The organism is Bacillus sp. AP50 (genome assembly GCF_040492675.1).
Taxonomy (GTDB): Bacteria; Bacillota; Bacilli; order Bacillales; family Bacillaceae_G; genus Bacillus_A; species Bacillus_A cereus.
Genome location: NZ_JBEUTW010000731.1, coordinates 1 through 1,009 on the forward strand (window position 1 = coordinate 1; position 1,009 = coordinate 1,009).

Sequence of the window (1,009 nt, forward strand, 5' to 3'; positions counted from 1 at the left end):
ATGTAACTATAATAGTTACAGTTGGTTTCGTAAACTAATTTGAATTTCTATTTTAATGATAGTATATTTTCATTCCTTTTTAAGTGTGACAGATAGCAACTATAATCCAATAGAGGAGTAGATTCTATCTCATATGTAAAGAGTAGATAAGTTGTACCCGCCAAATTTACGATGCTCAAATACTTAAAAAATTACATTTTTCAGCTTATCCTTTTTAGAATCCTCAGTATTGATAATTGTAAACATCTACAAAAAGTTAATAAGATTGTTGTGTGTAGAAAGAAATCTTTTAAAAAGGTCATAATATGGATAATAGGTAGCACACATTTTAATTAGTAGGACTTGTGCCACCATCAAGCCATTTTTTAATAAAAGTATAGAAAAATCAAGAAGGTGAATCCATTGCGTAAACATGTATATGTGCAATTTTATGTATTGATATTGGCTTTAATAACTTATATAAGCTTTTGCTTTATATTTTTATTTGTTTTTCCGAATCATTATTTCGTATCAGATTTTAATATCCGACTATCATCTTTAGTCGTTGAAACTACTGTGTTTATCTCATTACTGTATTCTATATTATCCCAAAAAATTAAGTTAGGAGTATTCTGGGTTTGCATTACTATTGCAATAGGGTGTTTTTTGATAGGAAATTTCATATCCGCTTTTCAAGTACTTAATGTAGAATTACCAATACAAAATTTTAATATTTCTGATGTATTTCTACTGTTTTTCTTATTCTTCTTTCTTTTTGCGTTCTTTTATAAAATTATGATGGAATGTAACAAATGGGAGAAAGCGTATTTACTTTGTGATTTATGCATTGTTGTTACTGCTATTTTTACATTAGAGTGGTACCTATTTAATAAACCATCTGCAAATATTTTATTCTTATCAATTGGAGATGTTTTTCTCTCATTTATTTTTCCGATTATAGATTTATTGCTTCTATTACTTGGAGTTACACTGATCTTTCGACCTGCTATTTTCCTGTCTCTTATACACA

General features: G+C 27.7%; 1 pseudogene. It reads left to right on the plus strand.

From position 1 onward, the window contains the following. Window positions 1-402 precede the first annotated feature (402 nt). Window positions 403-1,009, plus strand: a pseudogene (locus ABWK52_RS28950) (GGDEF domain-containing protein); the annotation flags it as partial.